The organism is Vibrio echinoideorum, assembly GCF_024347455.1.
Lineage (GTDB): Bacteria > Pseudomonadota > Gammaproteobacteria > Enterobacterales > Vibrionaceae > Vibrio > Vibrio echinoideorum.
The window spans coordinates 1273104-1295788 of sequence record NZ_AP025484.1; the positions used below are offsets into that span (position 1 = coordinate 1273104).

The 22685-nt window shown below is 43.6% G+C and carries 22 protein-coding genes, 1 pseudogene and 1 riboswitch; of the genes and pseudogenes, 7 read left to right on the plus strand and 16 right to left on the minus strand.

What is annotated here, in order from left to right:
- Positions 1 to 102: 102 nt before the first annotated feature.
- Complete coding sequence (locus tag OCV36_RS21835; RefSeq protein ID WP_135455333.1) at positions 103 to 1005, plus strand: LysR family transcriptional regulator; 903 nt, start codon at positions 103 to 105, stop codon at positions 1003 to 1005.
- 425 nt (positions 1006 to 1430) lie between these two features.
- Positions 1431 to 1775, plus strand: coding sequence for a hypothetical protein (locus OCV36_RS21840; RefSeq protein ID WP_009844840.1), 345 nt, complete (start codon positions 1431 to 1433; stop codon positions 1773 to 1775).
- Between the two features lie 124 nt (positions 1776 to 1899).
- Here OCV36_RS21840 and thiE read toward each other — a convergent pair whose 3' ends face one another.
- Positions 1900 to 2517, minus strand: coding sequence for a thiamine phosphate synthase (thiE, locus tag OCV36_RS21845; protein ID WP_102308488.1), 618 nt, complete (start codon positions 2515 to 2517; stop codon positions 1900 to 1902).
- Between the two features lie 262 nt (positions 2518 to 2779).
- Here thiE and OCV36_RS21850 point away from each other — a divergent pair, with 262 nt between their 5' ends.
- Positions 2780 to 4723, plus strand: a complete 1944-nt coding sequence (locus OCV36_RS21850; protein WP_065676194.1) for a methyl-accepting chemotaxis protein — start codon at positions 2780 to 2782, stop codon at positions 4721 to 4723.
- A 135-nt stretch (positions 4724 to 4858) separates the two neighbouring features.
- Here the strand turns inward: OCV36_RS21850 and thiM are convergent, their stop codons facing one another.
- The 11 genes from thiM to OCV36_RS21905 form a co-directional block, all read right to left on the minus strand.
- Complete coding sequence (gene thiM / locus OCV36_RS21855; protein WP_135455335.1) at positions 4859 to 5644, minus strand: hydroxyethylthiazole kinase; 786 nt, start codon at positions 5642 to 5644, stop codon at positions 4859 to 4861.
- 29 nt (positions 5645 to 5673) lie between these two features.
- Positions 5674 to 6354 carry a thiaminase II gene (gene tenA, locus OCV36_RS21860; RefSeq protein ID WP_017077477.1) on the minus strand — a complete coding sequence of 227 codons (681 nt, stop codon included), beginning with the start codon at positions 6352 to 6354 and terminating at the stop codon, positions 5674 to 5676.
- 8 nt (positions 6355 to 6362) lie between these two features.
- Positions 6363 to 7319, minus strand: coding sequence for an ABC transporter substrate-binding protein (locus tag OCV36_RS21865; RefSeq protein WP_017081987.1), 957 nt, complete (start codon positions 7317 to 7319; stop codon positions 6363 to 6365).
- A gap of 120 nt (positions 7320 to 7439) precedes the next feature.
- Positions 7440 to 8255, minus strand: a complete 816-nt coding sequence (locus OCV36_RS21870) for an ABC transporter permease (protein ID WP_135455337.1) — start codon at positions 8253 to 8255, stop codon at positions 7440 to 7442.
- Positions 8248 to 9006, minus strand: a complete 759-nt coding sequence (locus tag OCV36_RS21875; RefSeq protein WP_135455339.1) for an ABC transporter ATP-binding protein — start codon at positions 9004 to 9006, stop codon at positions 8248 to 8250. The genes OCV36_RS21870 and OCV36_RS21875 overlap by 8 nt, the downstream gene beginning before the upstream one ends.
- Complete coding sequence (gene thiD, locus OCV36_RS21880) at positions 8996 to 9889, minus strand: bifunctional hydroxymethylpyrimidine kinase/phosphomethylpyrimidine kinase (RefSeq protein ID WP_167853014.1); 894 nt, start codon at positions 9887 to 9889, stop codon at positions 8996 to 8998. The genes OCV36_RS21875 and thiD overlap by 11 nt, the downstream gene beginning before the upstream one ends.
- A gap of 96 nt (positions 9890 to 9985) precedes the next feature.
- A riboswitch (TPP riboswitch) is annotated at positions 9986 to 10097 on the minus strand.
- Between the two features lie 98 nt (positions 10098 to 10195).
- Positions 10196 to 11113: a DMT family transporter gene (locus OCV36_RS21885; RefSeq protein WP_135455341.1), complete on the minus strand. Its 918-nt coding sequence runs from the start codon at positions 11111 to 11113 to the stop codon at positions 10196 to 10198.
- A gap of 85 nt (positions 11114 to 11198) precedes the next feature.
- Entirely contained in the window at positions 11199 to 11927 is a 729-nt protein-coding gene (locus OCV36_RS21890; protein WP_135455343.1) for a helix-turn-helix domain-containing protein, read from the minus strand.
- Between the two features lie 173 nt (positions 11928 to 12100).
- Positions 12101 to 13129: a DUF4382 domain-containing protein gene (locus OCV36_RS21895; protein ID WP_135455345.1), complete on the minus strand. Its 1029-nt coding sequence runs from the start codon at positions 13127 to 13129 to the stop codon at positions 12101 to 12103.
- A gap of 421 nt (positions 13130 to 13550) precedes the next feature.
- A complete protein-coding gene (locus tag OCV36_RS21900) occupies positions 13551 to 13802 on the minus strand; it encodes a DUF2999 family protein (protein ID WP_135455347.1) in 252 nt (83 codons plus the stop codon).
- 87 nt (positions 13803 to 13889) lie between these two features.
- A complete protein-coding gene (locus OCV36_RS21905) occupies positions 13890 to 14987 on the minus strand; it encodes a YdcF family protein (protein ID WP_017074872.1) in 1098 nt (365 codons plus the stop codon).
- Between the two features lie 491 nt (positions 14988 to 15478).
- On the opposite strand from OCV36_RS21905, the gene OCV36_RS21910 reads away from it, so the two are divergent.
- A complete protein-coding gene (locus OCV36_RS21910; RefSeq protein ID WP_135455349.1) occupies positions 15479 to 16153 on the plus strand; it encodes a glutathione S-transferase family protein in 675 nt (224 codons plus the stop codon).
- A gap of 688 nt (positions 16154 to 16841) precedes the next feature.
- Positions 16842 to 17390: a mechanosensitive ion channel family protein gene (locus tag OCV36_RS21915; protein WP_135455350.1), complete on the plus strand. Its 549-nt coding sequence runs from the start codon at positions 16842 to 16844 to the stop codon at positions 17388 to 17390.
- A gap of 132 nt (positions 17391 to 17522) precedes the next feature.
- On the opposite strand, the gene OCV36_RS21920 is transcribed toward OCV36_RS21915, so the two are convergent.
- Positions 17523 to 19067, minus strand: a complete 1545-nt coding sequence (locus OCV36_RS21920; RefSeq protein WP_135455352.1) for a winged helix-turn-helix domain-containing protein — start codon at positions 19065 to 19067, stop codon at positions 17523 to 17525.
- Between the two features lie 490 nt (positions 19068 to 19557).
- Here OCV36_RS21920 and OCV36_RS21925 point away from each other — a divergent pair, with 490 nt between their 5' ends.
- Together OCV36_RS21925 and OCV36_RS25565 are read left to right on the plus strand one after the other, a co-directional pair.
- The gene (locus OCV36_RS21925) at positions 19558 to 20037 is read left to right on the plus strand and encodes a porin (RefSeq protein ID WP_135455354.1); all 480 of its coding nucleotides are present in this window, start codon (positions 19558 to 19560) and stop codon (positions 20035 to 20037) included.
- An 82-nt stretch (positions 20038 to 20119) separates the two neighbouring features.
- Positions 20120 to 20191: pseudogene (locus OCV36_RS25565) on the plus strand (glutathione S-transferase family protein); the annotation flags it as partial.
- 39 nt (positions 20192 to 20230) lie between these two features.
- Here the strand turns inward: OCV36_RS25565 and OCV36_RS21930 are convergent.
- From OCV36_RS21930 to OCV36_RS21940, 3 genes are all read right to left on the minus strand, one after another.
- The gene (locus OCV36_RS21930) at positions 20231 to 20701 is read right to left on the minus strand and encodes a hypothetical protein (RefSeq protein WP_245300909.1); all 471 of its coding nucleotides are present in this window, start codon (positions 20699 to 20701) and stop codon (positions 20231 to 20233) included.
- A 526-nt stretch (positions 20702 to 21227) separates the two neighbouring features.
- A complete protein-coding gene (locus tag OCV36_RS21935; RefSeq protein ID WP_135455356.1) occupies positions 21228 to 22094 on the minus strand; it encodes a DUF302 domain-containing protein in 867 nt (288 codons plus the stop codon).
- A gap of 74 nt (positions 22095 to 22168) precedes the next feature.
- Positions 22169 to 22663 carry a hypothetical protein gene (locus tag OCV36_RS21940; protein WP_245300910.1) on the minus strand — a complete coding sequence of 165 codons (495 nt, stop codon included), beginning with the start codon at positions 22661 to 22663 and terminating at the stop codon, positions 22169 to 22171.
- Positions 22664 to 22685: the final 22 nt, after the last annotated feature.

Consider the following 22685-nt stretch of genomic DNA (forward strand, 5'->3'; position numbering starts at 1 on the left):
TCGAGATTATGTCACCTGAAATAATAAGAGAAAGTTAACAGCCATCACGAATAGTGATAGCCTAGGAGTTATTACCCCCTTTGGTATTGAGCGAGAGATAACATGTACAGTTTTGAGCAATTAAAAGTCTTCGTCACTGTGTGTGAAAGTGGCTCTTTCTCTGCCGCCGCTCGCAAACTGAAACGCGCTCAGTCTGGAGTCAGCCAGTCGATCGCCAACCTAGAAATTGCCATCGACCAAGAGCTGTTTAACCGAGAGAAAAACATCCCCGTTTTGACCAACACAGGTAAAGCGTTATTACCTGTCGCTAAGTCGATTCTCGACCAACAAAAGTACTTCGACCAAAAAGTAGAATCGCTCACACAAGAAGATGAGCACGAACTGATCATTGCGGTTGATGAAAGCATCATAGATAAGAATTTCATTAAGATAATCAGCTCACTGGCCGATCAGTTCCCAATCACGCACTTCGATATCATCACCACTTCTACCTTCGATGTTGAAGATCTGGTGAGACGCGGCAAAGCGCAGATTGGCATCATCTATGCGGATGGTGAACTTAAAGTGGATATGGACTTCTTCTTACTGGGCCAAGCCCGCTTTCTTACAGTTAGCTCCGCCACTCACGAACTCAGCCAAATGTCGGTAGTACAAGACTCAGATCTAAAGCGTTACCGCCAATGTGTGCATCGCAGTTCAAAGCAGCGCGAACTGTGGTTCACCTACGGTATTAGCTCGATGCTTTGGTATGCCAACAACCACAAAACGATCATCGATCTCGTTGAACAGAACGTTGGCTGGGCAAATGTGCCTGAAATGATGGTGATGGAAGGCATTCAAAAAGGCGAACTTGTGGCGTTACCTGTCTCACACGAGCATGGTGGTTGGATTACTCCTGTAGGTTGTTTGGTGTCTCGCAGCCACATCAATGGCCCAGTTCTCATCAGCCTTATCGAGCAGCTTAAGAGGCACTCACTGCAATACAATCAATGGCAAGCCAACTAGCCTCCTGTATTTTTGAAAGCACCTCTGTTTTTCAAAACATCGTCAATTCAGAGATTCTATGTCGGCGTGAGACTCACCACCGCTACCTCATTTCTGCTTATCTTGCCGATAAATATCTTTGTCGTGTGGATAAAACACCCTAGTTGATGTCCCAAAGTGACATAACTACACTGCGATCCCAAAGGGTTTGTCTTATCAAACTGATATCGACAAACCCAAATCGCTCTTTAACACCACTGACCCAACTTCAAATCTCCCACATAAGTGCCCCTGCCCTGCAACCACTTGTGAAAGCTTCAAATAGATCACTTTTGAATATTGATTCGCACCCAGTTTATGAGCCCTCTTCGAGTGCTTTTTTATATCTAAATGAACCTTTTGGAAAATTTGTCGTGAACGTTTTAAGAAATATTTGCCCTGAGAAAATGGGCAAAGAGCGTAACAAACGAGAGTATGATTTACGCGTACTTAATTGTGTCAGTGAAAGCGAGTATGAATCGCGTATGGCAGTTTGGAATAGCTTAACTTTGGTTGCTACTCCGTCTGTTTCAGAAACAAAAGGCTTCATCGATGAGGCTTTCAACAAACTTCAGCAAGACTTGAAAGAAGCCAGCCGCGAGTTATCGATAAACTACACAGACTTCATTGCAATGGCGCATGAAGAACTCAACTACATTAAGGTGTTTGTTGCTGATAAGACCGCACAATACGGCTGGTATGCCGCGATCGTTCTTATGATCATCGGTACTGTTGCTTTATGCGCTCAGTAAACCAAACTGTGTATTAAATAAATTGCCTTAAAAGCTCAAGCGATAAACATAAGCACATATCTGTGCTTATGTTTTAGCTAGAAAACAAACAGTTAAACTCATTTATTTTCTAGTCTAAAAGCCTTCACTCTCCCATCAGAGACAACAGATCCCGCGTCGCTTGTTTTGGATCTTCAGCGTGACATATCGCAGATACCAGTGCTAACCCATGAATACCGCTCTCAACTAACTGCGGGATGTTCGATTCGTTAATTCCACCAATACCGACAATCGGTAGCTTCGTTGTCTCCAACGCCATTTTAATTCCATCATAGCCCCAATGTTTCTTTAGATTCGTCTTGGTCGGTGTGGCAAAAAGCGCACTGAGGCCAATGTAATCGATCGGTAAGCTATCGGCTTCTTGTAACTGCTGTTCAGTTTCAATTGATAACCCAAGAATCTTATCTGGACCTATCAACTGGCGTGCTAACTCTGCAGGCATATCCGATTGCCCTAAGTGCAAACCATCGGCGTCGACAGCCAATGCAACGTCTACCCGATCGTTAATGATCAGCGGTACACCAGAACCTGCCAAAATCGACTTTACGGCTTGTGCTCGTTCAATGAAGGCTCTTACATCTCCGTGCTTTTCTCTCACTTGAACCATAGTGACGCCACCCGCAACCGCTTGTTCAACCACAAACTTAAGCGTTTCTAAATCTTGTTGGTCATCCGTTACTAAATAGAGCTTATAAGGGTTCATTTCGTACCTTTGGAGTCGATGTCTAAAATTGGCGTTGTACTATTTTACCGACAAATCGCATCATGTGCATGGAAGTTAATACTAAATTAGCTCAATTACACACGAACCATCAAATACGCAACTCGTTGAAAGCATGCCGAAAAACCTGAACTTTTTAACTAAAGCGTTACTTATTACACAAAGTATTCACTTCAAGCATGCCCAGAACGCTGTTTTATGAAATACTCCGCTGTGAAGGAATCAGGTAAATATAGGGATAGTTATGCGCCACCTTTCTATAGCGCTCAAGATCAAGCTGGGTTATGCCATCTGCTTGCTCTTTTTCGTCATTTCAGGCTTTGTGAGTTACAAAGGTATCCAAACCTTGTCGAACGGCTTTAGCCAATACAGTGAGCTCAGCCAAAAAGCGACATTATCTAGCAACATTCAAGTGCACTTTCTTCAGATGCGTTTAGCTTCTGAACGTTACTTAGAGTCATTGGATGAACAGTACGAAACGAATTATCAATCAAGCAAACTTGCGATTGATGAACTGCTCAACAACTTAATCCAATCCACCACCAAAACCGATAGCCTAGCTAGCCTGCAATTAGTGCAAGACAGTGTGGCGGCGTTTGATGTGGCTTATGGTTCAATGAAACAGAGTGAGCTTCTCATAGACCAACTGGTCAACGTTGAGATGGTCCAACGAGAAACCAACGCACTGAAAGCTGCTCAAAGTTTGTTGTATGAGTCTTACAATAACAATGATCCAAACGCGAGCTTATACGCGGGCATGTTGATGGAGAATTTCCTCGCAGCCAAGATCACTGTACTCAGTTATTCAAACAACAATGACCTTAAAACCTATGAAGCGGGTAAAGATATCTTTGAATACGCGCTACCAGGTATTGAAGGCGACATTGAATCTCTCAAATCATCGCCTTATCAAAGTGAGCTGATTGAAGACTTCTCAAACCAACGTGAAGCGTATGCAAAAGGCTTTGAGCAAGTTCATCAACAGATGCTTGAGAACACTCAAAGAACCGCTAGCCTTGCCTCTATTGGTGACAGCTTAGCGATTGCGGTAGCGGATGCTCAAAGTATTCTAGAGCAACAGAAGCAAGCACTCACGCCAGTACTGCAAGCCAGTGAAAAACGTTCAGTTCAAATCATCATCTTGCTAACGGGTGTCGCTTTAGTTATTGGCATGACGAGCGCCGTTTTGGTGACTCGCTCTATCACCAAAGGCATCGCACAAGTTAAACAGATCACCAATGAGCTTTCTCAGGGCAACCTGAATGTGGAAGTGAACATTGAGAGCAAAAATGAGATTGGTGAACTGCTGACTAATATGGAGATCACCATTGAATCTCTGCGCGATATTGTTGGCCAAGTGAACCGCTCTAGCGTGCGTATTGGTGAGATGTCGGAGTCACTCAATCAAGTGACAAACAACAGCTCGACCAATGCAACACAATTGAACAGTGAAATGATCAACATCTCTTCTGCCGTTGATCAATTGGCTTCAAGCACATCAGAAATTGCTGCAAGTGCTAACCACGCGTCTCAAGTTGCCAACCAAGCAACCGAGAATGTCGCGATGGGACTCAAAGAAGTAGACAAAACACTGCATGAAATTGGCAGCGCCGATGAAAGCATGCAGGTGAGCAGCCAAAAAGTGACTGACCTACACAAAGAGTCGATGAATATTGGCGCCATTCTTGAAGTAATCAAAGGCGTTTCTGAGCAAACCAACCTACTGGCATTGAACGCGGCTATCGAAGCTGCGCGCGCAGGTGAACAAGGTCGTGGGTTTGCTGTCGTAGCCGATGAAGTAAGAACGCTCGCTAAGCGTACCCAAGATTCAGCTAGCCAAATTGATGAACTCATCACATCGCTACAACGCGGCGCTAAAGATGCGTTAGAGTCGATCAAAGAGAGCCACAGCACTGTTTCAGATGCTTCGACTCAGGCACAACAAGCTTCTCAAAACTTGCATGTGATTAACCAACACATCCAAGATCTGAATCAGGCTAACAGCCAGATCGCAGTATCTGTAGACGAGCAAGATTGTCTGACCAAGTCGTTAGGTGAAAACGCGCAAGGTGCAAATACCATCGCACAAAGCAACCAAGAGTCGGTCAGCAGCATTTCTGGTGCCGCGAGTGACTTAACCGAGGTTGCTCATCACCTAGAGAGCCAAGTAAATCGATTTAGAACCTAGCTGACTTTCTGTCTCTGTTATTTAGAGCCTCGTTTATTGAAAACATGGCGAACACGGTTTATATAATAAGAAAGCCCTCAACACATATGTGTTGAGGGCTTTTTAATAAGCTACGAATGCAGATCTAGATTGAATCTACTGAACCTTCAAACGTTGAATCAGTGTCTCTTCGTCTAACTGGTACAGCTCATCAAGTAAGTTCATTTGCAAGCTACCTGGGCCGCGTGAGTTCTCAGCTGCGATTTCACCAACCACACCTAATACCGCCGCTGCCGCTAAACCACTTTCATCTCCAACAGCAGCGAAAGCGCCCGTTAATGCAGTAAGAGTACAACCCATGCCCGTCACATACGGCATCATTGGATGACCATTATTTAACGTAACAACGCTGTCTTTGGTGGCAACGTAATCTGTCTCACCAGAAATCACCACATTCGCACCGTATTCAGCCACTAAGCATTGCGCTGCGCCTAATGCAGCATCACTGCTATCCAGTGCATCAACGCCTTTGCTCTGTGCTTGCTCACCCGCTAACGCGATAATCTCAGACGCGTTACCACGAATGATCAACTTATCGGCTAAGCGTGCAATTTCACGAGAAGTCTCGGTACGCAGCGTACTTGCGCCACAACCCACAGGGTCAAGAACCACCACCTTGTTGTTCGCGTTCGCTTGCTCAACAGCAAAACACATTCTTGGCGTCCAAACACTGTCGAGCGTGCCAATGTTGATCACAAGCGCGCCAGAGAAAGACATCATCTCAGCCAGTTCTTGCTGCGAGTGCGCCATGATAGGCGAAGCGCCAATCGCCAATAACGCATTGGCCGTATTGTTCATCACGACGTAGTTGGTGATGTTCACAACCAGTGGTTTTTGCTCTCGTACTGCGCGCAACGATTGGATGATTTGTTCAGTTAGCATGGATAAATCCTTATTCGTAAAAGTCGCTTTTAAGCCGAGGTTGAGTCATTAAGTGCATTCAGCCCTTGCTGCCAAAAAGCCACTTCCATACGCGTTGCCGTTTTGAAGATATGAACGATGTTCTGACCGCGCTCGCTGTTGATATCAATTTCAGCAAGCAGCTGATTGAAGTATTCTGCGCCCGTTGCCACGCCAGATTGGAATTCTTCGCCGCCATACAGTTGCAGCCAGCTTGCATATGGGTTGCCTTCTAATACGGTATCGCTACTTTCTAGAAGTGCTTTACCAATCACAGCGTAACCAATTGAACACGGAGCCAGTGCCGCATAAAGATCGACAAGATCACCCGTCATACCCGCATCTAGAACGTAGCGCGTGTAAGCAACTGTACCGAAATCTTCCGGTTCGTTTTCTAGGTCAGATTCGGTTAAACCCCACTGACCACAGTAAGTCACGTGGTGAGAGATTTCAGAATCTAGCAGAGCATGAACACTTGGCAGTGCACGACGCATATCAGCCAGTGTTTTTGCCTTGTAAATCGCCAACGCATAAGCGCGGGCATACTGCTTCAAGAACAGAAAATCTTGTTTCAGATAATGCAGAAAACAGGGTTGAGCTAGCGTGCCGTTTGCCAGCGTTTTAACAAAATCATGCTCGGTGTAGTCTTGCCAATCTTGCTGACAGGCTTGGATTAAGTCTTGGTATTTCATGAGATTCCTTAGTCAAAAGTCGGTACGTAATCAGCGGCTTTTGGTAATGATTTGATAATGCCTTTGTCGAACATGAACTGTGCGTAATCGTCGTAACGTTTTAGATCAACCGCTGAAGGGCGAAGTGCAAAACGAGTCAGTGTGTCGTTCCATGCGCGTTGATTAAGCTCGTTGTTCAACGTATCTGGTGAATACGCAACAAACTCGCTCCATGACTCTTGTGGGTGGTTCACGATGTAAGTTGTTGCTTGCTCCAATGCTTTGTTGAACGCTTTGATCGCTTCATCATCGTGCTGCTTTGCGTTCGCAACAAAGATAAGCTCATCGTAAGCTGGCACACCGTGCTCTTCTGGGAAGAATGCTTTTGCTTTAAAACCTTCAAGGGCTAGCTGGTTAGTTTCGAAGTTACGTAGGCCACCCCAGATTGCATCTACCTTGCCCGATGCCAATGAAGATGAAAGTGCCCAACCGACATTGATGGTTTGCACGTCTGTAAATGCAACATTTTCTTGAGCTAGCATGGTACCGATAGTCGCTTCTTCGTTACCCGCAATCGCGATGCCGATCTTTTTGCCTTTCAGATCCGCTAATGAATCGTTCTTGCCGTTATCCAGTACCATTAGTGTGTTCAGTGGCGTCGCGATAAGGGTTGATGCACGAACTAAAGGAAGACCCGCTGCCACATCCATGGTTAAACTTGGTTGGTAAGTTACCGCTAAATCAACCTTACCTGCTGCGACAAGTTTCGCTGGCGTGCTTGGGTCTGCTGGTTCTTGGATTTCAACCTCTAAGCCTTGGTCAGCAAAGTAACCACGCTCTTGAGCAATCACAATCGGGCCGTGGTTCGGGTTTACAAACCAATCCAACATCAATGTCAGTTTCTTTTGTTCAGAGTCCGCTAGAGCATGACCTGAAACTAACGAAGCAAGCAGTGCCACTGCACCTACCAATTTGGTATTTTTCATAGTTAACCTTTCCTTTTGAATATTATTATTGTGTTTATAGAGCTCATTTTTAACGAGCTATTGTTGAGATAAATAGCGTTGAGCGAAGCCTTATTAAACAAAGTGTTATTGAGCAAGCCATTACTGGTTCTCCCAAGGGATAGCTTTTTTGAGTAACTTGTCTGTGATGAAGTAGAGCGATATAGACAGCACCGCCAAGATAAACAAGGCTGCAAACATCTCATCAATGATCATTCGCGCGTTGGCCTGTAGCATTAGATAACCCAGCCCTTCACTCGAACCCACCCACTCCCCGACGACCGCGCCAATTGGGGCAATAACCACCGCCACACGAATGCCAGACGCCAGTGTTGGCAGCGCAGCAGGTAGTTGGATATAACGCAGCAATTGCCATTTCGATGCGCCCATCGTTTTGGCAAGATCGAGATAGCCTGTCGGTGTATTTCGCAGACCGTCGTAGCAACAAGTGGTTACAGGGAAGAAGATAATGATCGCTGCCATCACCACCTTTGACGCGATGCCATAGCCAAGCCACAACATCAATACTGGAGCAATCGCAAACACAGGAATCGCTTGGCTAGCGATTAAGATAGGTAACAGCCAGCGTTTTAGTGGTTCGAACATCAACATCTGCAGGGCGAAAAATAGCCCCATCGACAAACCGAGTAGCAAGCCAAGTAAGATCTCTTGCGCAGTCACCCATGTATGTTTGAGTAACACATCGTAACGTTCGATTAGCTTAATAAAGACTTCTGCAGGCTCTGGCAGAATGAAGCTCGGCATCTCGAAGACAACCACAACTAGCTGCCATAAACCGAGAATCACGGCGCTGCTGATAAGCAAACGCATAACGGGATTCATCTGACGAGGGCGCTTAGTCGTGATCTGAGTGTTAGTTGAACGAGCCACAGCTTCGCTCCGCGTTAGATCATTCATAGTCACGCTCCAACTGATCTAAGATGGCTTGTTGTAACTCAGCACATTCACCATCTAACACTCGTGGTGTCGCTGTGTTAGGCACAGACAATGACTGAGCATTCGCAGGTGTGCCTTGCAACACATACAAATTGTCCGCCAAACGCACCGCTTCTTGTGGATCATGAGTGATCAACACAACGGTTTTATCTCTTAACAGTCCACACGCTAAGCTTTGTAACTTATGCCTTGTTACTGCGTCCAGCGCAGAGAAAGGCTCATCCATCAGCACAACAGGTTTGTCTTGCATCAAGGTGCGAGCCAAAGCAACACGCTGGCGCATGCCTCCAGACAACTGATCCGGCATCGCATTCGCATAATCAGCCAAACCAACCGCAGCTAACAACTCTAGTGCTTGATTGGTTTGCAGTGCTTTATCAGAAGCTGGATTTTGAAAACGATGACTCAGGCAAACATTGTCGATGACCGATAGCCATGGCAGTAACAAATCTTGCTGCGCCATGTAAGCGATGCGATCGGTTAAAGGCAATTCATCGGACGTTGCCAATGTGCCCTGCCACTCCACCTTGTCGTCCAGCAAGCCCGCCAGATAACGCAATACCGTGGTTTTTCCGCAGCCACTTCGACCCAACAATACCGTCCACTTACCTGCGTTTAAGCTAAGCGACAACCCAGATAAGGTCGCGTGCTCACTGTCGTTATAACGTAAGGAGGCATTGCTGAGCTGAACACCAACCGTATTAACGGACATTGCCGTGTCCAGCGAAGAAGTGATTTACAGGCCCATGGCCTTGGCCGACTTGCAGCTCATCAGCATGAGCAATCGCGCGCGAAATGTATTGTTTGCCTAGGTCAACAGCTTCTGCCAGCGTGTTGCCTTGAGCCAAAAAAGAAGCGATAGCCGAAGAGAGCGTACAACCCGTACCGTGGGTATTTTTAGTAGGAAAACGCTTCGCACTAATCAAAGCAGAGGTGGTTGGCAGAATCAGTAAGTCGTTACTGTTCTCATCTTTCTCTAAATGGCCGCCTTTGAGAAGTACCGCTTTCGCGCCCAGTGCGCGCAAGTCTTCAATCATGCCCTGCATGTCAGCTTCGCTTTCAGGTACCGGCTTGCCTGTTAACGCTGCGCCTTCAGGCAAATTAGGAGTAATGATGTCTGCCAGCGGAATCAGTTCTTGCTTCAGCGTCGTGATAGCTGAGTTTTCTAGAAGAAGATCGCCACTTGTCGCAACCATTACAGGGTCAATCACAAGATGCTTAGGTTGATACTGCTTAATTTTGTCTGCAACGACTTTGATGATTTGCGAATCGGCCAACATGCCGACTTTTACGGCCACGATATTCAGGTCAGTGAAAACCGCATCTAACTGGCTAGCGACATGATCAAGTGGGATTGGAAAAATGGCGGAAACGCCTTGAGTGTTCTGGGAAGTGATAGCGGTAATTACCGAACAAGCGAAACTACCTGTAGCAGACATGGCTTTAATATCAGCTTGGATACCTGCACCGCCGCCGCTGTCTGAACCTGCGATCGTCAATACAATCGGAGTGTTCGTTCGAATCGAACCATCAGCAGAGTGCTGTGAAACTGAGGCTTTTGGCGTTAAATCTTTTGAAATAGAACTGTGTGTCATTGTCGCTCCTACTATCTTACAAGACGCAGGAGAACGAACACTGATCGAAGGAGAAGTCGCATTAGGCTCATGAAAGTTTTCATGGGTGCAGACGTAGATCGAGTGCTTATAGTTCCCTACGCCAGTGTTAACTGAATCAGGTTCAACGGGTCTCGATTAACGATCTCAGCACACACCAAATAAGGTATATGCCCCCCGACTATTGATAGCGATAGTAACAGCACTCTCACAACTGAGATACTGATTTTATTCAATTATAAGAATTACGCATGAATAAACTTCAATTAGGCGCTACAAAACAAATACTTATAGCGTTCCTTTAGATGGCTTCGACTGTATCAACAAGCACAGCACAATCAGAAACATACCTAGCCAACCTATAAAAGGAATCAGCTCACCGACAACACAGACGGCAAGCACCGCTGCAACTACTGGTTCAAACAGGGTCAGCAGATTGGCACTACTAGCGGTGACATGGCGTAAACCAAAACTGAACGCGATATAGCCCAAGCATTGTGGAATTAACGTCAGATAACTGATGACTAATACGTTAATCTGCGAGGAAAACAGGTTCTCACCAGTAAACCAGAGCGTTGGCAGCAACAGCATCGCACCCAGGCCAAAAATACTACCCATCGCTGCTTGAGACTCAATGTTCTTGTCTATCAGTGCTTTTGTCGCCCAAAAATAAATGGCATAACACAACCCAGCGAGTAGACCTAAAGCAATACCCAACAGCTTGAGATCATCAGCGGATTCATTCGCCGCTGAAGATTCTGAAAACACCAACAGCCCAATGCCTACCACACCAATCGCAAAGCTAATGAGCCAACGCTTGTTGATATTATTCTTTTTGCTAATAAGACACTCTAACAGAGCAGAAAAGAAAGGTGCGGTAGCAATCGAAACCACTGTACCAATCGCCACGCCAGATAATTTCATTGAAGAATAGAAAGCTAAAGGATAGATCGCCAAAGCCAAAGCGCTCACGGTCAACAGCTTCTTGTTCTGCAAAAGCTTGTCGAAAGCGAATAGGATTTTTCGATACGCCAAGCCCGCTTGCATTAGACCACCGACGCCCATAGAAAAAGCACCAATTGCCAAGGGGCTTAGATCAGGTGCAAAGCTTGCGGCGGTGCCTGTCGTGCCCCATAAAATAGAAGCAAACAAGATGGCTAAAGTGCCCGTTTGGAATTCGTTAACGCGATTGATGGCAAGATTCATTTCTATTACCCAATTTTCAGTTCTGAAATAGATAATAGTTAATGTTGATAAACATTAGTTTGCCGAAAGGACGCTATTGTTGTTTCTAAAGACTGTCTTTCATTGAGCCTAAAAACGCCCTTGGAGACATCCCAAAGTGCTGAGAGAAGCGGCGACTGAAAGCAGAAACATCACTATATCCCACATTTTCGGCTATCAACTGAACCGGTAAATCGGTGTGGGTTAGCAAGGCTTGGGCTTTCTCCATGCGATATCGAGTGATGTATTTAAGCGCACTGATACCCAAGCACTCTTTGAAGCGTTTTTTGAATTGAGTAGGGCTCAAACAGGCCGTTTCTGCAAGCTGTGAAATGGATAACGGTTGCGTGTAGTTATCCGCGATCAGCCTTTGTACCGCACGGATTCTTGGGTCGATGCTCTTGCTCACTTGTTGTTGCTCTAACAGCAGTGAAAACACATCCAAGATTGATGACTCAATACCGCTATCGACCTGATATTCCAATTGCTTCTCTACAAACAACAGGAAGCTCATTAAAGGGGGTGTTATCGTGAAAACCGAGAGCTCATGCTCTAACAAATGCTGCGGTAACCCCACCATATCCGCGACAATAAACCGCGCGGCTTCATCCGCCTTAAACGCATGCGCTGTGGTTACTGGAATCACCACACATTCACCGACAGCGACCTTACCAACATACCCCACCATTTCAATGCTAATACTCCCTTGGATGGGCAGCACCAGTTGATGATAACCATCATGGGCATGAGTATTAAATTGCTTGGTGTAAGATCGAATGCTTAAGCTAGATTTCATGAGCAACGCCGGAGTACATTTCGCTAGGTTAAAGTAAGAGAGACAACGTTACATTATCACTACCCTATAGTCACACTCAATGCTCATCAAATTCATCTAGCTAGGTGACATGATCAAAAACGGCCTCCAAATAAGAGGCCGTATTTATTCGAATGCTAAATCACGTCAAAAATTTAGAACGATACTTGGCTATCCTGACCAACCACTACCTGAACACTATTTTGAATATCATAGATCTCAAAACCATCAGCAACCGGATCAGCATTGTCTTCATCACTGTCATGCTGCGCAGTACAGGTATAACCTAATGAATAAGTACCTGGATCAATAAAGCCCAGTGAGAATTCAAAATTAGTTTGGTCTTCACCAAGCACAACGGAAGCTGAAGTGACTGGTTTTACTTCCTCACTACCGCCAATCGGAGTCATGTCATCTTTGTCGATGTTGCCTTCATACAAGTAGACCGCCTGAACAAAGGTATTATCGGTTGTGAGCCTACAAGCATCAAAGGTTTGCTTCGCAACAGTACCTTCAATATTTCCTGTCTCAACCGTATTGATAAGGCTTACAGACGTTCTTTGAATAGTGTAATCAGGATATGTTGAACTGTTCTTTAGGCCTCGTCGAAGATCGAACTCGACAACAAAATCGTTACTCTGTTGGTTCACATTAAATGAATCATTAAAGTAAAGCACGCCAGCGTTATCTTCTTTACCCACACCTTGCGGGCACGCGCCATTACCTTTCACCGTTAACTCACGAGTCGTATCATCGTTTTCTATCACGTAAGATTGATGTGTTGGGTGATCGCCATCATTCGCAAATACACACAGCTTGTAGTTACCTACCGGAACGACCTCATTTTCAATCAAAGGAAGTGCATCGCTGCCTTGGTAATCCAATAAATTAACACTTAATGGAATAGGTTCTTCACCGTCTGGCAACGGATCGCCATTTTCATCAACGTAGTCGCCGTTTTCATCCGTTTTATACACGTCGTAAACTAATGGTGTGCCTCCCTGATCTGGAAGTAAAGCGACCTTACTGAATGTCACAGTGACGTCTTTAACATCATCAATGGGCGCATCACTCACGCTCAAGGTAATGGGTGTCGTGCTGCTTGATGAACCTGAATCACCGCCACAACCAACAAGCCCTGCCAACACAAGGCTCGCTAAAGCGGTTTCCTTTAAATATTTCATAACTCATTTCCTATAAAATCACTGCTCAATAAAGGGCTTATTTGAGTGCCCTCTTATTCTTTTTCTTGTTGTGACCCATAAATAAACAGCGCTATTGTTTGATGTTTATGTCCCTACTATTCAGGGCATTCCTCATCCAAAAAACACTGTTCATCAAGGTGCACATATCAAGTCGCACATAGGTTAATTAAGTCTAGTAAGTAAATTGTCAGTAGCGACGCATATTTGGCAAAAGTGCTGTCAATTGTGTTGAAATAGTCGTTGAGTAGAAAATGGGAGGCAGGGATTGAAAGCAACTTGATCAAAGTGAATAATCGCCACCAAGATCAAAAAAGGCCGTTAAGACAGCCTGTTGCTGAACTTAAACGACCTTTTCATTGAATGTGAATAAGCTAAGACGATATCAGCTCATTCAACTCACTTATTTTTGAAGTTGCTCCTTAGCCGCTTCAACCTTAGAAAAATCTAGGCCAAGCTCTTCAACTGCTTCTTTGATTAGCGCAGGGTTTTGCATTACCTGACTCATCAGCATTTGAAGCTTATCTTGAGGTAATCCAAGCTGGCTGATTGTCGCCATTGCTGCAAGAGGTTTCTCTGTCAGCGTCTTGAATATCTCGCTGATCTGCTCGTCGCTAATATTGTTCTCTTTCAACAGCGCTAGAATCGGGTTCATCACTTTACCTATAAAACACAAAATAAAAATAGAAGCGCAGTTTACCACCTCACGCTTCCTGATTGTACCAACAAGTGAAGCTTGGGCTTAACGAGATTCCAATGGGTAAGAGCGGTAGCTCCACATACCATAGGTACGAAGAGCGTCACGGTAGATACCTAACAGTTCGCCACTGCTTGCATTTTTAAGACTTTCTAACGGCTTATCTGGGTAAGCAACCGTATCAAATGTGATTCCTTGAGGGCCAGTTTGCCAGCTCGCAATTTCAAACAGAGTTTGACCACGACGAACATGGCTCGCCGAGCTAATAATGGTCGCATGTTTAATATTATGACGAGCAAGCGCGTAACTACTGAACAATGCATTACCTACCGTACTAGTTGCATAGTTTTCTTCAATGATGCGGTCTTTACTCACCCCTTTTGAAATAAGCCAATTCGCCATCAACTTGCCTTCTGTCTTGTGGTTCTTAGGCACGCCACCCGTTAGCACAATCATCGCATCCGGGTTGGCTTTGGACATTGCCAATGTGGTTTCAAGACGTTCAATCAAGATCTCATGCATGGAGCCATCAGGGTTAAGCGCGTAACCCAAAGTAACGATGGCGCCGTGATCGCTCAGTAGCCCTTTATCTGCCGATTCTTTCAACGGTGTTTCTAATACGCGATCGACCGTAGCAAAGATACGTTTGATGTCTTCGGCTTTGCCTTTGTTCAAGCTCTCAAGCTTCTCTATATGCTTGTTGGATTCACTGTCATTACCATCAAATCGTTGCCAAACCGCTAGATACGCATGAAGGTCGACATCGTCTGGCGCAACCGTCAGTGCTTGCTCAAACAACTCAATAGCTCGCTCTGCATTTTTATTATAGATCTGAGCGTTCGCTGCCGATATAAGCAAGTCAGTGCGGTAAGGCTCAAGCTTGTAGGCTTCTAACAATCGATTCGTCACAATTTCCATGTTGCTTGGCATTTTTGCCGTGAAGCCCGCGTGAGAAATTCTTGCTGGAGACTTAAATGCCTGCAGCGCATCATGCAGTAACTGATCGACGACTTGTCGCTTAGTCACCAACTGAGCGTAATCTGCTGAAGCTTCTACAGCACCATCGTTAGCAGCAAAAGAATAAGGAGTTGCGCTAAAAGCCAGCATGCCACCAAGAGCGAGGGCGATAATGTTCTTTTTCATGGAAAGATCCTGTGTCGTTAAGTGTTCGCATCAGATTTGCTCCCCAATGTAAGCTCCTAGTATTAAAAAACCGTGAAGCGCACCAGAATCTACAGCGTTAATATTCATTTGTTGCATAAGATGTGGCTGCAGATCACGATTTTGTACGCCTAAACACGCTCACCAACCTAGCGAGTTATTGTATAACAATGATGTCACTGACTATTTTCGAATATCTAGCTTCTAACTCACACGCCTCCCCCATCATAATCGACACTTACACACTCGATTTTAGACTTACCATCGACATGAAAGCTCACATATAAACACATACTTTCAGTTACTTAAGGTTCTCAACCCCAAATAGATTCACGCCAACTTCTTCCCACATACGGAAGTTCAATCACCACTCGTTTCAAAAAAACAGGTTAATTTTCATATAATTCACAATCAATTATTGAACGATCGTTCAAGTGGTGTTTTAATGAATGTCCAATACAAGGAGTTACCCCATGCTTAAGTTTTATTTTCACCAGACACCAAACCCAATGAAAATTGCACTGTTTCTAGAAGAGACAGGCTTAGATTTTGAACTTGTCCCTGTTGATACTTTAAAGGGTGAGCAGCACACTCCGGAATTTCGTTTGATTAACCCGAATGGAAAAACGCCGGCGATTGAAGATGACGGACAACGTGTATTCGACTCTAACGCTATCCTTCTTTACCTATCAGAGAAGACAGGCAAGCTAGCGGGCCAGCCAGAAGACAGAGCTGAACTGCTATCTTGGATGATGTTCATCGCGAGTGGTCTTGGTCCATATTCTGGCCAATCGGTACACTTCCGTCATGCTGCGCCAGCAGGCCTAGACTACGCCGTGAACCGTTACCTGCGTGAAGCACAACGTCACTATGAAGTGTTAGAAAAGCATATGGAAGGTCGTGATTTTTTCGTCGGAAATGAGTACACCATTGTCGATGTCGCGGCATGGGGTTGGATTGATAAAGCACCTTTTGTTCTTGGTGAAGAAGGCCTAGAACCTTACCCGAACTTAAAGCGTTGGTTTGATACAATCAACAGCCGCCCTGCCGCACTGCGCGCGCGTGAAATCGGCAAAGGCATTGAGTTTAAGAGCGAACGTGATGAAGAGGCGCTTAGAGCGTTATTCCCGTCTAACTTCGCTGAATAACAGTAACAGTAATAGTAATAGTAATAGTAACAATAACTCTATTACTGACACTCACCAGTCAAGCGTGCAAAACATGAATACGAAGCTCAGTTCCGTACTGAGCCGCATTGTCAAAACAGAGCTTGATTGGTGAGTTAAGCTCGTTCTTCTATTAAGTTCGTCCGTTATAAAGTTCGCCTGTTATAAAGCAATCCTTATCTATTTCCTTTAAAGCCTTTAGAGGCAGTACCGATTCTCGATTTAAACGTGTAGAAACAGACGTTGCGCGAATACGACCAACCACTGTCCAGAAAATAATAAATTGAGTAATGAGTAAGGTCAGCATCTTAAAAGAACCTCATATCTAACGGCTTTGACTGCTTGGTTTTTCGCCTTTTATGGATATAAATAAACACTAATTTTATAACTATGATTGTCATGACTAACTCGATGAAGAACAAAGGAGCGCTTATTCTACAAATTGAATGACATCAGACATCACAGAAGGCTTACATATCAGTTATAAAAATATAAACAAAAAATAAAGTAATACCTATCAATAACTTGTTACTAAAAACCATATCAACAATGTTTATTGAAATCAAAAAAGACTTCTATTCATTTCTCGTATTATAAAACGATAATCGTTTGATGATACACACACTCAAGCAACTATGCACAATAACGGCTCATCACAATTGAGGTCGTTATGCCGAACTTTCTAGTCCACATCTTTAATACACTAAAGCAATATGACTTGCTGCTTGCCCTTGTATTTATTTTTGCCTATTGGCTTCTCAAGCGCTTTATTTCGACGACTGTTATCAACCTTGCACAGGTAAAGTCTGTCGCGTCGACACGCACAATGTTCATCATTCGCTGCTTCAACATTTTCTCGTTCATACTGTTGTTTGCAACCTATATCATCGTGAGTGGGATTGGCTATGGGAACTTCACCATTTTCATCTCGTCCTTGGTGACCGTTTTTGGCGTCGCTTTCATCGCCCAATGGTCAATTCTGAGCAATATCACCACGAGCTTTCTGATCTTCTTCGTATTCCCTTACCGAATTGGCGATTCAATAATTGTTGCAGATGGTGATGATATCGAAGGAAAGATCCTCGAGATTAAGATGTTTCATACTCTAATCAAGCACCCAAGCGGCAACTTAATTGCTTACCCTAATTCTCTGCTGTTGCAGAAAAGCGTAACCAAGGTATTAAAGAAGAACACTCCACGAATAGAAAGGCCTCGGTAACCGAGGCCTTATCATGTAATAGAGAAACGAAACGCGCTAGTTAGCTTTTGATTGCAGTACCTAGTGCGATTGCTATTTCCAGTGCGGCTGCTAATTCTAGTGCTACCGCTTTTATCTACTTTTTAACTTTCACTATTTACCGTCAACGTCGAGTTTGACGCCCTGAAGTTGTTCAATCAGTTTGTCTAGATTACTGTCAAAGAACAACGGACCAGCTAGCGTCAATGCAGTCGGTGAAGAGGTATTTTGTGTCGCTTGCAGATACAGCTCTTTGGCACCCGTGATATGGCCACGTGCCTCTTCTGCTTTAGCCATTAAAAGGTAAGTCAAAGGGGTATGTTGATTGTAAGGAATCGACAACAAAATCTGTAACGCCTTATCAGGATCACTTTGAGACAGTGCTAATATTGCGTTCGCTTCACAAACACGAGGATTGTTTCCTAGCTTAAGAATGGCAGACAAAGACGAGGAATATTGCTCGTTCAACGCCTTAATTCTAGGTTGAATATTTTCCTCATCTTTAGAGAAAACCGCCAGCACTTCACTTATGTAGCTCACCGAAATAGCATAAGCGTTATCCGGAGCCAGTGTTCTGGCCTCTCGAAAATACTTAAGCGCCATATCAAAATCCACGGTGCTATAAGAAACCCCGGTCGCAGACATCAACGCCTTGACCGATTCTTTATCCTGTGGGAACACAGAAATATTGCGCCGTAACTCTTCTTCAGGTACATCGATATACATAGCACGCAATAGATCGTCGATCATCGTTGGAAACGTTTCATGGAAACGAGCAAAGTTGGTGGAATAACGGCGATTCAAATGCACGCCTCCCGACGCTCGGTTAACATACTTCACCAATAAACGAGTTTTCTTGCCGTCACTGCTTTTCGCCGTTGAGATATTAAACTCAATCGCGGCCAACTTCTTGTGCTCATCAGACTTAACCACTCTGATATTGCTATAAAAACCAATATGTTCAATTAGTTTAATTACGATTCCATAGAGCTCGGGTTGCGCCTTAACTTCTTCCGTTACATTCAGTACAACATAACGAAATTCATAATGACTTAATGAGTGAGTCGAGCTTGCTTGCGAAGGGCTTTGTTTGTTCTGAGAAAACCATATATATGATGATTGTAAAACGATAACAACCGCCAAAAACGTCAGTATGTAATGCAACTTTCTACTTCTTGGCGAATTTTCTGATGGCTTTACATATCCCTCTTCCCGGCCTCCTCTTTCGACAAATTCTTGGGTTTCAGGCGTTGATTGGCGTTCATTAACATCAAGCTGATCTGGTTTTTGGAGAGTTGGTTTTTGGAAATCAGGTTTTTGGAGCTCTACTTTCTCAACTCTCACTTCACCATCAAATCGGTAACCACGTTTTGGAACCGTAACAATATAACTGCTTGTCCTTTTGCTCTGTGTTTTCAGAACTTTTCGTAGTTCAAATACCGCTTGTGTGACAACTTGATCGGTTAATATACTGCCATTCCAAACCTCTTCAATTAACTCATCACGCGTATGAGTCAACCCCGGGTTCAAACATAAGAACTCAAGCAATTTAGTGAGGCGGTTATCAATCGTAATACACGAATCTGCAAACTGAATCTGCCCTTCGTTAGGCATAAACTGCCACTCATCTACGATAAAACTGATGTTTTTCTCAAGCATTCACGTTCACTCACTCTTTATGGCTCTTCTTATCGTCTAAACATAGCTTCAATCCAATGATTTTGCTGATAATTTCGACCGGTTGTGTGTGATTTTTCACAATTTTCGTGTCAGCAGACATCGTTCACATGCATTTCCATAAAATTCACGGCGGTTATCGTGAAAACCCAGAACAAGAAAAAATTAATACGAGTAACCTTAAAATTTTTTCAATTAAAATTGAGCCTAACTAGCTGTAATAATTAACTTTATATTTTCTTGACATTGAAGTTATGAAACTTTATGAACTGGTGAGCTTTACGTTATGTCAGCGAATCATAAAATCTGCATGATAGCTCCACACCGCAAGTGAGGGGCGACATGCAAACGAGAGAAAGGCATAACGTTCCCTGTAATCACTTGCAATAAGGACATAAGAATTGATGTAGACACATCACCCGCTGACGGACTAGGGAACATTAGTTAACCTTTATATTAAGAGCTTTAAACCATGAAACTGAACAAATTTATTCTTCCTATCACTGCTATCTTCTTTGTAACTCAAGCAAGCGCTGACCCATACATTGGTGCTAGCTACCTATATTCTGAGTACCAAGCTGAAAGCGACAATACAGATTTCAGTGATGAGAATAGCGGCTACAGCCTTTACATAGGCTATCAAATTAACGACCTACTATCGGTTGAAGCTGGATACGCGGACTTTGTTGATACACACAAAGATTTCGAACACATCTATTCAGATGCATGGTTAGCAAGTACAAAACTAACACTACCTATTACGATTTTTGACGTATACGGTCGTCTAGGTATCGGTCACTTCCAAAGTAACCTAGGTGATACAGACGACATTTACTACGGCGTGGGTACGGGTGTTACTCTAGGTCCTGTTCGTGTTGCACTGGAATACACAATGTACGAAGCAAAAATCGTAGACAACAGCTACGCACTAAGCGCTGAATTTCGCTTCTAATAAGGTAAACATTAAGGCTCCCTAGCCTTCCCTACACAATGAACACCATCAAGCCTCTGACATGACATCAGGGGCTTTTTGCGTTGAATTTAAAACCGAACGTGATGAAGAAGCGAAACGAGCTCTGTTTCCTTCGAATTATGCGAAAGACTAAGTAAGGTCGGTTAATCTTTCAATCTGATTTTTTGGTAAGTTAAGATCCTTGCTCAATAGCAATAATCTGTAGAACAATATCTACCATAGTTGCGCCCAATACTCTTACAATTAATGAATAGATACGAAAGGACAAACTTAAATAGTAGCCAAACTCAATATCAACCGATGTATCGTCGAGCTCATACATGGTTACTGATGCATTCACATCGATATTGCCGTTGGTCCAACCCAGAGCGTTTTCGAATACACTGTCGTAACCTGAATCTAAGAAATAGGTAAAGTCACCGCGATAGTACATGTTACCAAATGGCACCAAAATACCCGCTTCTAGGTCAAAACCGTCGCTTGCATCACCACTTGAATAATTAGCACCCACGTTCCACGCACCAAATCCAGCATCAGCGACGTAGTTACCACCGACCGTAAGATTGTCGTAGTCCCCAGAGATATTCCACTCACCGTCAATAACAACGTTATTTGATACATTGTATTGGCCAGAAAGAGTCATAGCATCACTAGTTTCATCATAACCATCAATTCCGAGCTGTTTATAACCGACGCTTACACTCGCTTTATCGTTAATACCATATGTACCTTCAACGGAGAGTAGATCTAAATCTTCAATGGTTTCGTATCCAGCTTTAATGTTACTTTGAACATTTCGGACATCTTGACTGTGGTAGTTTTTATCAATAGATAAGTCTTTCTCTGAATGTTATTTTTTATTCATATCACTGGCCGAAACTGCACCAGAAAAAGAAAGAACGAATAGATAAGATAGTGTAACTAATTGTATTTTCATTTTATTCCAAAGTTTAAATTAACGCCTACTATGGCAAGATTGAAGTTGGGCTATTAATCCATTAATTTAGCCGCTAGGTTATAAACTGTAAATTAAAGGTCGTTAATTAAAAAAATATAAACAATGAAATTTAGGCCATAAGAGGCCAAGCCATACTTTAGGTAAATATGGTCTCTTATTTATGATTCTATCTTTCTAGATTAAATTTGTTTTGAAGCGGTTTTACATCAAATTATTTTTCTACGGCACCACTCAGTGTTTTTCCTAACCGAAAATTAATAATCTTGTGAGAAATTGCATTGTCTTGGTAATGCAATTCCGACATATCGACAATATTGTTGTAAGAGACAATAACTTGGCCATCTTGCTCTACTACTAATACTTTTTGGCCAAAAGCGTCTAAACCAATGCTTGGGAAGTCGGTCATCGCTTTCGCTCCTGGGGCTGGACCACCAAATACAAGTAAGGTTGCATTAGGCAAGGTTTCACCGATCGCTTCAGCGCGTTCTTTGAAGTCCCAGTTAATAAACCAAACCGTGTCATCTTGGTCCAGCACATCTCTTTTAATATTGACTAAGGTTGTTTCAAAATCATAGTCTGAAACCAGTGTTTCTATACCGTACCCTTCTGTTAAACCCTCACTTTCAACTGGAGTGACATTGTCTAAACCTCTAACCAAACTTGTCGTTGCTTCTGCATAACGAGTAAGTGCGTCACTGTCCGTAATGGCATGCCTCTTTTGAATAAACTGTGCGTCTGTATAAACCGCTTTTTGTGCATCGTTTTCGACATAATTCAAAACACGAAAAGGCAGGTCTAACCCAACTTGCAGGTCATCTTTTAATAACTGAGTATTGAGCACATCGTCGGTATAAAGATCGACACGGCTTGGAGCTAAATACTCATCGGCTTGTCCAGCTAATCGAGAATGATCGATGGTTAAGATTTTTTCAAACTGTTGTTCTTGCGCATTCGCATCAACAATCAAAACACTTTCATCAACGGCATTTAACTTAGATTCATGAACAATAGGATCGACCGTTGTTTCACAACCCATCATTGGCAAAACTAATAAAATAATCAAAGACAGTTTTTTCATTAATAACCTCTTCTAGAATGTCGCTCTAGTGACGATAGGATGTTGCTATTCGGGCGTTGCCGACCGTAGTTAGCCTATTGAACATTATAATCTACAACAAAATCTTCGAGCACAGAATGAACACGTTGTTGATCACCATTATTGAGATGAACTAGGTAGCGATGTAACGCTTCTTCATGTTCAACCATATAGGTCATCTGTGTTTCATAACCTTCCGGACTCGATGCTTCGATTTCCTTCAGCTGGCGAACAAATCGTTCAGCGCTCCCTTCTAGATATCGAGTTCCCAAGTAAGGCATCGTTTTCAAAGCTAACGTCACCGTTTTAGCGAGTAACTTATCTTTACAACCAATTTCACTGTCCACATCATATTGATCGCGAACGGGAGCCATCACGACAGTATTATGTTTTTCCATTTTATTCAGCAGTTCTAGACTGTTCGAAGTCATGCTGCCTGGCGGCTTATTTTTTAACTCAGAAAACACCTGCTTACCTAAGTTCCTAAATAGCAGCTCGTATTTAAGCCCTTTAGAAAACTCTCGAAATTCAGCTTTTTCAGTTCTAGTCATGGTATTGTCTCCACTCATCGCA

What these genes read in the sequence shown, in the direction of transcription:
- OCV36_RS21835 (WP_135455333.1), top strand. Translation starts at nt 103, where the DNA reads ATGTACAGTTTTGAGCAATTAAAAGTCTTCGTCACTGTGTGTGAAAGT.
- OCV36_RS21930 (WP_245300909.1), bottom strand. Translation starts at nt 20,701, where the DNA reads ATGACTCTTTCTGGCCAATACAATGTATCAAATAACGTTGTTATTGAC.
- OCV36_RS21895 (WP_135455345.1), bottom strand. Translation starts at nt 13,129, where the DNA reads ATGAAATATTTAAAGGAAACCGCTTTAGCGAGCCTTGTGTTGGCAGGG.
- tenA (WP_017077477.1), bottom strand. Translation starts at nt 6,354, where the DNA reads ATGAAATACCAAGACTTAATCCAAGCCTGTCAGCAAGATTGGCAAGAC.
- OCV36_RS21885 (WP_135455341.1), bottom strand. Translation starts at nt 11,113, where the DNA reads ATGAATCTTGCCATCAATCGCGTTAACGAATTCCAAACGGGCACTTTA.
- thiD (WP_167853014.1), bottom strand. Translation starts at nt 9,889, where the DNA reads ATGACACACAGTTCTATTTCAAAAGATTTAACGCCAAAAGCCTCAGTT.
- OCV36_RS21900 (WP_135455347.1), bottom strand. Translation starts at nt 13,802, where the DNA reads ATGAACCCGATTCTAGCGCTGTTGAAAGAGAACAATATTAGCGACGAG.
- OCV36_RS21935 (WP_135455356.1), bottom strand. Translation starts at nt 22,094, where the DNA reads ATGAAAAAACTGTCTTTGATTATTTTATTAGTTTTGCCAATGATGGGT.
- OCV36_RS21915 (WP_135455350.1), top strand. Translation starts at nt 16,842, where the DNA reads ATGCCGAACTTTCTAGTCCACATCTTTAATACACTAAAGCAATATGAC.
- OCV36_RS21840 (WP_009844840.1), top strand. Translation starts at nt 1,431, where the DNA reads ATGGGCAAAGAGCGTAACAAACGAGAGTATGATTTACGCGTACTTAAT.
- OCV36_RS21925 (WP_135455354.1), top strand. Translation starts at nt 19,558, where the DNA reads ATGAAACTGAACAAATTTATTCTTCCTATCACTGCTATCTTCTTTGTA.
- OCV36_RS21940 (WP_245300910.1), bottom strand. Translation starts at nt 22,663, where the DNA reads ATGACTAGAACTGAAAAAGCTGAATTTCGAGAGTTTTCTAAAGGGCTT.
- OCV36_RS21920 (WP_135455352.1), bottom strand. Translation starts at nt 19,067, where the DNA reads ATGCTTGAGAAAAACATCAGTTTTATCGTAGATGAGTGGCAGTTTATG.
- OCV36_RS21865 (WP_017081987.1), bottom strand. Translation starts at nt 7,319, where the DNA reads ATGAAAAATACCAAATTGGTAGGTGCAGTGGCACTGCTTGCTTCGTTA.
- thiE (WP_102308488.1), bottom strand. Translation starts at nt 2,517, where the DNA reads ATGAACCCTTATAAGCTCTATTTAGTAACGGATGACCAACAAGATTTA.
- OCV36_RS21875 (WP_135455339.1), bottom strand. Translation starts at nt 9,006, where the DNA reads ATGTCCGTTAATACGGTTGGTGTTCAGCTCAGCAATGCCTCCTTACGT.
- thiM (WP_135455335.1), bottom strand. Translation starts at nt 5,644, where the DNA reads ATGCTAACTGAACAAATCATCCAATCGTTGCGCGCAGTACGAGAGCAA.
- OCV36_RS21910 (WP_135455349.1), top strand. Translation starts at nt 15,479, where the DNA reads ATGCTTAAGTTTTATTTTCACCAGACACCAAACCCAATGAAAATTGCA.
- OCV36_RS21905 (WP_017074872.1), bottom strand. Translation starts at nt 14,987, where the DNA reads ATGAAAAAGAACATTATCGCCCTCGCTCTTGGTGGCATGCTGGCTTTT.
- OCV36_RS21890 (WP_135455343.1), bottom strand. Translation starts at nt 11,927, where the DNA reads ATGAAATCTAGCTTAAGCATTCGATCTTACACCAAGCAATTTAATACT.
- OCV36_RS21850 (WP_065676194.1), top strand. Translation starts at nt 2,780, where the DNA reads ATGCGCCACCTTTCTATAGCGCTCAAGATCAAGCTGGGTTATGCCATC.
- OCV36_RS21870 (WP_135455337.1), bottom strand. Translation starts at nt 8,255, where the DNA reads ATGAATGATCTAACGCGGAGCGAAGCTGTGGCTCGTTCAACTAACACT.